Genomic DNA, 8575 nt, shown 5'->3' on the forward strand with positions numbered 1-8575 from the left:
CTCTCCACCAGCTGCCCGTCAGCTACGAGGCGACTTGGCTCTTACCTCGACCGGACTTTCACCGGCTAGTTGTGCCTAACTTGGCTAGGCGCGCAATCGTGCAAAAAACCGATTCCTTCTCAGGAACCGGCTTGTTTTTTTCGTATGGCGGAGAGAGTGGGATTCGAACCGTCGCAGCGTGACCGTACTGAATCGTACGGCCACGACAATAGCGACTATCACGCCGGGGCCTACGAACATGCCTTATGGCATGTTCGCTTAACGGCCCGTTCTCATCCCGCTTCGCCATACGCAAAAAACCGATTCCTTCTCAGGAACCGGCTTGTTTTTTTCGTATGGCGGAGAGAGTGGGATTCGCTCCGTCGCAGCGTGACCGTACTGAATCGTACGGCCACGACAATAGCGACTATCACGCCGGGGCCTACGAATATGCCTTATGGCATGTTCGCTTAACGGCCCGTTCTCATCCCACCCCGCCATACGCAAAAAACCGATTCCTTCTCAGGAACCGGCTTGTTTTTTTCGTATGGCGGAGAGAGTGGGATTCGCTCCGTCGCAGCGTGGCCGTACTGAATCATACGGCCACGACAATAGCGACTATCACGCCGGGGCCTACGAACTTGCCTTATGGCATGTTCGCTTTACGGCCCGTTCTCATCCCGCTTCGCCATACGCAAAAAACCGATTCCTTCTCAGGAACCGGCTTGTTTTTTTCGTATGGCGGAGAGAGTGGGATTCGAACCCACGTGGGCTTGCACCCTAACGGTTTTCAAGACCGCCCCGTTATGACCGCTTCGGTATCTCTCCACGCTTGGCGGCGGGCTTCATCGGCCTAATGCCGAGACGAGTCCCGCGACTGCCAAGTTATCATATCATAAGCGAAAGCGCGAGTTCAAGCGTAAGGTTCAGGTAAAGGTTCCAGGCGCCATTAGCGAGGCGCGATAACCTCTACGCCGCCCATGTAAGGACGAAGCGCTTCCGGCACGACAACCGTACCGTCGGCTTGCTGGTAGTTCTCGATGATCGCCGCGACCGTGCGTCCGAGGGCAAGGCCCGATCCGTTCAGCGTATGCACGAATTCCGGTTTCGCGCCCGCTTCCGGACGGTAGCGGATGCCCGCTCTGCGAGCTTGGAAGTCTTCGAAGTTCGTGCAGGACGAAATCTCGCGGTACGTGCCCGCGCTCGGCAGCCACACTTCGAGGTCGTACGTCTTCGCCGAACCGAAGCCCATGTCTCCCGTGCAGAGCGCCAGTACCCGGTAAGGTAGCTTCAATAATTGAAGCACGCGTTCCGCGTGGCCGGTCAGCTGCTCCAGCGCTTCGTAGGACTTGTCCGGAGCGACCAATTGCACAAGCTCGACTTTGTTGAATTGATGCTGGCGAATCAGGCCGCGCGTATCGCGTCCGGCCGCGCCCGCTTCGGAGCGGAAGCACGCGCTGAAAGCGACGAACGCTTTAGGAAGCGCGTCAGCCGACAAAATCTCTTCGCGATGGAAGTTCGTCACCGGCACTTCGGCCGTCGGAATGAGGAAGTAGTCCGTTCCTTCGAGCTTGAACAAGTCTTCCGCGAACTTCGGCAGCTGCGACGTGCCGACGAGGCTGTCGCGATTGACGATATACGGCGGGAGAATCTCTTCATAGCCGTGCTCGTCGGCGTGGAGATCCATCATGAAGTTGATGAGCGCCCGTTCCAGACGCGCGCCGAGACCCTTGTAGAACACGAACCGCGAGCCCGTAACTTTGGAAGCCGCTTCGAAATCCAGAATGCCCAGGTCCGTGCCCAGCTCGAAATGCGGCTTCGCCTCGAAGCCGAATGACGTCGGTTCCCCGATCGTACGCAGAACGACGTTGTCTTCCTCGGACTTGCCGACCGGCACGCTCTCGTTAGGGACGTTCGGAATCGATAAGAGCAATTGCTCCATCTCTGCGTCGATCTCGCGAATCTCGTCGTCGAGCAGCTTGATTCGATCGCCCGCGGCGCGCATCTCGACGATCAGCTCGTCCGCGTTCTCTCCGCTTTTCTTCAGCTTGGCGACTTCTTGGGAGACGACGTTGCGGCGGTTCTTGAGCTGCTCGCTCTCCGTCAGCTTCTCCCGGCGCGAGACGTCCAGCTGCGGGAATGCCGCGATCAGATCGAGCGAAGCGTTGCGGTTGCGCAACGCCTGCTCGACCTTCTCGTAATCGTGGCGGAGCAATTTAATATCCAACATGCGAAGTTCCCCTCTCCTTGACCATGCGAATGAACAGTTCGTGCAGGCGATAGTCGTCCGTCAGCTCGGGATGGTAGGAAGACGCGAGCAAGTTGTCTTGCCTTGCCGTCACGATCTCGCCTTTATACACCGACAACACGTCGACGTTATCTCCCACTTCGGTAATGAGCGGCGCGCGGATGAAGACGGCGCGAAGGGGCGTCTCGATGCCTTCGACGTCCAGATCGGTCTCGAAGCTCTCCCGCTGGCGGCCAAACGCGTTGCGCGCCACGGTCATGTTCATCAGCTGCAGATGCGGTTCCTCGTCGCCTTCCAGCCGCTCCGCGAGTACGATCAAGCCCGCGCACGTGCCGAATACGGGTTTGCCTTCTCCGGCGAAGGCGCGGATCGCCTCCATAAACCCGTACTTGCGCATGAGCTTCCCGATCGTCGTGCTTTCCCCTCCGGGAATGATCAAGCCGTCGATCTCCGCCAGTTGCTCGACCCGTTTCACGGGTACGCCCGTTCCTCCGGCCAACTCGATGCTGCGTATATGCTCGGCGACCGCCCCTTGCAGCGCCAGTACTCCGATGTTCATTCGCCGTTCCCTCTTCCCGTGCTCGTTATAAAATATCTCAAGCGGCCCCCTTCGGCATCGTGCTCGTGCCGGAAGGAAGCCGCTTCGTTACGATTCTATGCTGGCCGCTTGCCGCGCTTCCGAATGCGATCGCCGCTTACAGGCCGCGGTCTTGCATACGCTCGGAAGCGTGCAATTGCTTGATGTCGATGCCTTTCATCGGCTCGCCAAGATCCTTGGACACGCGCGCGATCAGCGCGTAGTCCGTGTAGTGCGTCGTCGCCTCGACGATCGCGCGCGCGAACTTCTCCGGATTGTCGGATTTGAAAATACCGGAGCCGACGAATACGCCGTCCGCGCCCAGGTGCATCATCAATGCCGCATCGGAAGGCGTGGCGACGCCGCCCGCCGCGAAATTCACGACCGGAAGACGTCCGGTTTCGTGGATTTTCAGCAACAGGTCGTAAGGAACGCCGAGCACTTTCGCTTCGTTATATAACTCGTCCTTGGATTGGTTTTGCACTTTGCGGATTTGGCTGTTGATCAACCGCATGTGACGAACGGCCTCGACGATGTTGCCCGTTCCCGGCTCGCCTTTCGTGCGAAGCATGGACGCGCCCTCTTGGATGCGACGAAGCGCTTCTCCGAGATCCTTGGCTCCGCAGACGAAAGGAATCGTGAACTCGCTTTTGTCCAAGTGGTACACTTCGTCGGCCGGCGTCAGCACTTCGCTCTCGTCGATGTAATCGACGCCGAGGGATTCCAGCACGCGCGCTTCGACGTAGTGGCCGATCCGCGCTTTCGCCATCACCGGAATGCTGACGACTTTCATGACTTGCTCGACGAGCTCGGGGTTCGCCATGCGGGCTACGCCGCCTGCCGCCCGAATATCCGAAGGCACTCGCTCCAGCGCCATTACCGCCGTAGCGCCCGCCGCTTCCGCGATTTTCGCTTGCTCGGCGCTCATGACGTCCATGATGACGCCGCCTTTTTGCATTTCGGCCATGCCGCGTTTAACTCTCGATGTTCCGGTTTCCATATTCACAAGCCTCCCGAAGATTCTAAACATAAATTTTACATGATTAGCGAGGAATAGACAACCTGTTCAGTCGGAAATGTAGGGCGATCCGATTAGAAAAGATCCACGATCCCTTGGAACAATCCCGAGAAGAAATTGCCGATCGCGCGGAACAGCAATCTCCACCAGCTGGCTTTGTTGACTTCTTCGGACGAGAGCAAGTCGATCGTAATCGTCTTCTCCTCTTGCGTGGAAGGATCTTTATATTTATAAGTCGCCGTGCCGACTTTGTCTCCGAGCTTGATCGGGGCGACGAGCGGGTCTTGCGCGCTCTTCACTTCCTGTACGACAGGTTCCACCGCTTGCCCTTTCGGGACCAAGATCGTGAGATCCGTCGCCGTCACGACGGGAACGGATTTGGATTTGCCTTTTTTCACTTTCAACGTTTCATGTCCGGTTACGGTCGATTTCGCTTGGACGATCGTTTTCTTCTCGAAGCCGTTGAAGCCGTAGTCGAACAGCTTCGCCGTCTCCAAGAACCGTTTGCCGTCGTTTAAGCCGCCGTCTACGCCCATGACGACCGCGATCAAGCGCGTGCCGTTGCGAAGCGCCGTGCCCGTAAAGCAGTTGCCCGCGCTACTGGTATGCCCGGTTTTCAAACCGTCTACGCCTTCGTAGGCAAATTTCCTGAGCGTCGGATTATTCTTGTTGGACCCGAGCATCCAGTTCCAGTTCTTCATCGGTTCCTTGTCGCGAGGACGGAATTTGTATTCTTGGATTTTGGCCGTCTCTAAGAATTCCGGTTCTTCTTTAAGGATATGATACGCGAGCATGGCCGAGTCCTTGGCGGACATCAACGTTTCCCCTTCGGCCGCAGGACGGAATTTCTCCGGCATGTCGGCCCGGTCGAGGCCGGTCGCGTTCACGAAGCGGGAATTCGTCATGCCTAGTTCAACGGCCGTATCGTTCATCAGCTTAACGAACGCTTCTTCGGTGCCGGCCACTTGCTCGGCCAGTTGCACCGTTGCGTCGTTCGCCGAGTAGACGGCCATCGCGATATATAGCTCTCTGATCGTATGTTGATCGCCTTGCGCGAGAAGAATGCGGCTGCCGATTTGTTTCGACGCGTTTTCTCCGACCGTTACCGTATCGTCCCACGACATTTTGCCTTGTTTGACCGCTTTGGATACGAGATATTCGGTCATCATTTTCGACATGCTCGCGGGCGGAAGAGGCGTATCGGCGTTCATTTGATATAGGATTTGTCCGGTTTCCGAGTCCATCAGGATCGCGGATTTGGCAGCCAATTGGGGAGATCCTGGAGCCGCGTCCGCAGCCGAAGCGACGGAAGACATACCGTACAAAGCGATAAGATGGAATAGAACGACGGCGGCGACGAACCGCTTCGTGATGAATGCTTTCGTAATGGATTTCAGATCATGGCGATTCAACGCATTCTCCCCTTTTTCGATAAAATAACACCGTCCTATTGTAACATAGGACCTCCGCAAGGAAAAAGCCGAAGGACGGATGTTTCCCTTCCTTCGGCTCTTTTTAACCATTCTCATAATGGGCTTATCTACATCGTCATATCGTTCGATTAGAGGGAGTAGTTAGGCGCTTCCTTCGTAATCTGAACGTCGTGCGGGTGGCTTTCGCGAAGCCCCGCGCCCGTGATGCGAACGAATTGCGTATCGTTCTTCAGTTCCTCGATCGATGCCGTTCCGCAATAACCCATGCCGGAACGAAGACCTCCGAGAAGCTGATGGATCGTATCCTTGAGCGGGCCCTTGTACGCGATGCGACCTTCGATGCCTTCCGGTACGAGCTTGCTCTCGTTCTCTTGGAAGTAACGGTCTTTGCTGCCTTCCTTCATCGCGCCGATGGAACCCATGCCGCGATAGGACTTGTAGCGACGGCCTTGGTAGATCTCCGCTTCGCCCGGACTCTCTTCCGTGCCCGCGAACAAGCTGCCGAGCATGACGACGCTGGCGCCCGCGCCGATCGCTTTCGTGATCTCGCCGGAATACTTGATGCCGCCGTCCGCGATGATCGGAATATTGTATTCGCGCGCGACGGACGCGCAATCGTAGATCGCCGTGATCTGCGGTACGCCGATACCGGCAATAATACGCGTCGTACAGATCGAGCCCGGCCCGATGCCGACTTTCACGACGGATGCGCCGGCTTCGATCAAGTCGCGCGTCGCTTCTCCCGTCGCCACGTTGCCCGCGATAATCGTCAAATCCGGATATTTCTCGCGCAATTTGCGTACCATCGACACGATATCGATGTGATGCCCGTGCGCGGAGTCGACGACGAGAGCATCGATTCCCGCGTTCACGAGAGCTTCAGTCCGCTCGAACGTATCTTTGGATACGCCGACGGCCGCGCCGACGAGCAGACGCCCGTGACGGTCTTTCGCCGCGTTAGGGAACTGGATCGCCTTCTCGATATCCTTGATCGTGATCAGGCCCTTCAACGTATTCGTATCGTCCACGAGAGGAAGCTTCTCGATCTTATGACGTTGCAGAATGCCTTCCGCTTGCTGCAGCGTCGTGCCTACCGGCGCCGTAACGAGGTCTTCGCTCGTCATCACGTCTGTGATTTTAATGGAGAAATCATGCACGAAACGCAAGTCGCGGTTCGTCAAGATGCCGACCAATTTCCCGTCCTTGTCGACGATCGGAACGCCCGAAATGCGATATTTGCCCATCAATTCTTCCGCGTCGTAGACGTGGTGTTCCGGCGTCAGCGAGAACGGATTCGTAATAACGCCGCTCTCCGAACGCTTGACCCGATCGACTTCCTCCGCCTGTTGAGCGACCGACATGTTCTTATGGATAATGCCGATGCCGCCTTCGCGCGCGATCGCGATCGCCAAAGCCGATTCCGTGACCGTGTCCATCCCCGCGCTGATCAGCGGAATATTCAGCTTTACCGAAGGGCTGAGCACCGTCGATACGTCTACGTCCCTAGGAAGAATGGAAGATTTGCGCGGAACAAGCAGCACGTCATCAAATGTAAGCCCTTCTTTAGCGAATTTCGTTTGCCACAAAACGAATTACCCCCTTATTGCCGGACCTTGCCGGCCAATGTCTCCGATTAATTATCGTCAATCTTAGCAGAGGCGGCGATGGACTGTCAAGCACATCGGGGGCGCGAAAACCGCATAAAATCAACATTCTTGCGGCAAAGGGATTCCGACTTTATGTGGTAAATTTGGGGTAGCTGCTCGATGAGTTCCAAATCATGTAGGAGTTGATTCCCGCTTTTCTGGCAGCGACGATCTGCTCGCGTATTTCCTTCTCGTTGTATTTCTGATGTGGATGTACCCATCCGGCGGTGAATCCTTGTAGCCACGGACGGACTTTGGCGGTATCGACTCCTTTGCCGTTCAGCCGCCGATTGCGCTTTACCGCGTCCTCCAGCGCATGGGCGACGATCACTCCCGGGCTGTGATCCGGATGATCGATTCCCCACATGCCTTCGGAATAATGGGACGGGTAAACCATCGGCGAGATTATGTCGACCTCTCGGGCGATCGAATCCCACTTCTGGCCGATCCCCATATCGTCATCGGACGAACCGACCATGCCGAACACGTCGGCGGATACCCGAGCGCCGTACTTATGCGCCCTCACATTGGCCCGATGCAGGAATTTGCGAATCGCTTCGCTTTTGTTCCAGCCCTCGTCGTTCTCGTAGGAGACAATCTTGTCCACATTGGCCTCGTTCTCGGGGAATCTCACGTAATCGTATTGTACTTCGTCGAATCCGAGCTGCACGACTTTCTCGGCCAACGCGAGCGGATATTCCCAAGCTTCCTGGCGATACGGGTCGATCCAAGACGTTCCGTTGCGGTCCCGCCATACCGATCCGTCCTTGCGCTTGATCGCCCAAGAAGGCATCGCCTTCGACAGCTCCGGGTTCTTGAACGTGACGATTCGAGCGATCAAATAGATACCCTCGTCCTTCAGTTGCTTGATCATCTGTCTAAAATGCCGCGAAGACTTCCGCTCCGACCAAGTCAGCGTCGTATAGTCCGGCGTATTATGACGGTCCCGGGTCGGTGCGACCAGCGATATGCCGCTGTTCACGTCGACGACCATCGCGTTCAGCTCCGTATTCTTGACGAGGTCGATCAATTGCCGAATGCGGCTGCCGTTCGCGACGTGAGAAGTGACGTAGATCGCCCTTATAGGCTGCTTCGACGAAGAGAGCGTAACCGGAATGCTGTCTTCCTTGCTTGCTTTAGCTTTAAGTGCAACTTGCTTGGCGTCTATGGATGCATCCGGCGTTAACTTCGATCGCCCTGCATCGGTGAGACTTTGCTTCTTTATGGTTGTCGGATCATCGGAAGAACAGCCCGAGACGAAGCCGGTCGATAAAACGATAACGATTAGGAAGGAAACCGCGCGCAACAGCTTCGGACGGACCGAGCAACCCCGGACTTGCATGGAACATTCCTCCCGTTCGCGTTAACCGTTCAACGGTAGTGTTTGCATCCCATGAATCCGTGCCTCGTCTGAGTTTCTGGGAACGCTGGCGGGATTTCCTTCGGAAGCCAGAATTATCTTGCGAAATAACAAAGAGCACTCTCGCCGGAGAGTGCTCGAATAGACGTATCATGGCTTGCGCCTTGAAAACTGGATGCGAAACAAAGCGTGGTTGTAGAAGTACCGGCGTTTTCTCGTGAAACTGTTGTAGGATAAGCCCTCGACCGATTAGTACCCGTCAGCTCCACGCATTGCTGCGCTTCCACCCCGAGCCTATCAACCTGGTGTTCTTC

6 protein-coding genes, 1 tRNA gene and 1 rRNA gene are annotated in these 8575 nt (G+C 56.4%); all 8 read right to left on the reverse strand.

Annotated features, from left to right (window positions below):
• Window positions 1-718: 718 nt before the first annotated feature.
• A tRNA-Ser gene (locus tag ACFPPD_RS16720) sits at window positions 719-807 on the reverse strand.
• 121 nt (window positions 808-928) lie between these two features.
• Window positions 929-2209 (reverse strand): serine--tRNA ligase, encoded by a 1281-nt coding sequence (serS, locus tag ACFPPD_RS16725; protein ID WP_209751995.1) that lies wholly within the window; start codon window positions 2207-2209, stop codon window positions 929-931.
• Complete coding sequence (pdxT, locus tag ACFPPD_RS16730; protein WP_209751993.1) at window positions 2196-2786, reverse strand: pyridoxal 5'-phosphate synthase glutaminase subunit PdxT; 591 nt, start codon at window positions 2784-2786, stop codon at window positions 2196-2198. Before pdxT ends, serS begins: the two co-directional genes overlap by 14 nt.
• A gap of 136 nt (window positions 2787-2922) precedes the next feature.
• Window positions 2923-3804: a pyridoxal 5'-phosphate synthase lyase subunit PdxS gene (gene pdxS, locus ACFPPD_RS16735; RefSeq protein ID WP_209751991.1), complete on the reverse strand. Its 882-nt coding sequence runs from the start codon at window positions 3802-3804 to the stop codon at window positions 2923-2925.
• 92 nt (window positions 3805-3896) lie between these two features.
• Window positions 3897-5234 (reverse strand): D-alanyl-D-alanine carboxypeptidase family protein, encoded by a 1338-nt coding sequence (locus ACFPPD_RS16740; protein ID WP_378082677.1) that lies wholly within the window; start codon window positions 5232-5234, stop codon window positions 3897-3899.
• 149 nt (window positions 5235-5383) lie between these two features.
• Window positions 5384-6841, reverse strand: coding sequence for an IMP dehydrogenase (guaB, locus tag ACFPPD_RS16745; protein ID WP_209751989.1), 1458 nt, complete (start codon window positions 6839-6841; stop codon window positions 5384-5386).
• A 151-nt stretch (window positions 6842-6992) separates the two neighbouring features.
• On the reverse strand, window positions 6993-8243 hold the full coding sequence (locus tag ACFPPD_RS16750) for a putative glycoside hydrolase (protein ID WP_209751988.1): 1251 nt from the start codon (window positions 8241-8243) through the stop codon (window positions 6993-6995).
• A 247-nt stretch (window positions 8244-8490) separates the two neighbouring features.
• Window positions 8491-8575: ribosomal RNA gene (locus tag ACFPPD_RS16755) — 23S ribosomal RNA — on the reverse strand; the annotation flags it as partial.

The sequence above is a fragment of the Cohnella suwonensis genome (assembly GCF_042655365.1).
Lineage (GTDB): Bacteria > Bacillota > Bacilli > Paenibacillales > Paenibacillaceae > Cohnella > Cohnella suwonensis.

What these genes read in the sequence shown, in the direction of transcription:
- serS (WP_209751995.1), bottom strand. Translation starts at nt 2,209, where the DNA reads ATGTTGGATATTAAATTGCTCCGCCACGATTACGAGAAGGTCGAGCAG.
- pdxT (WP_209751993.1), bottom strand. Translation starts at nt 2,786, where the DNA reads ATGAACATCGGAGTACTGGCGCTGCAAGGGGCGGTCGCCGAGCATATA.
- pdxS (WP_209751991.1), bottom strand. Translation starts at nt 3,804, where the DNA reads ATGGAAACCGGAACATCGAGAGTTAAACGCGGCATGGCCGAAATGCAA.
- ACFPPD_RS16750 (WP_209751988.1), bottom strand. Translation starts at nt 8,243, where the DNA reads ATGCAAGTCCGGGGTTGCTCGGTCCGTCCGAAGCTGTTGCGCGCGGTT.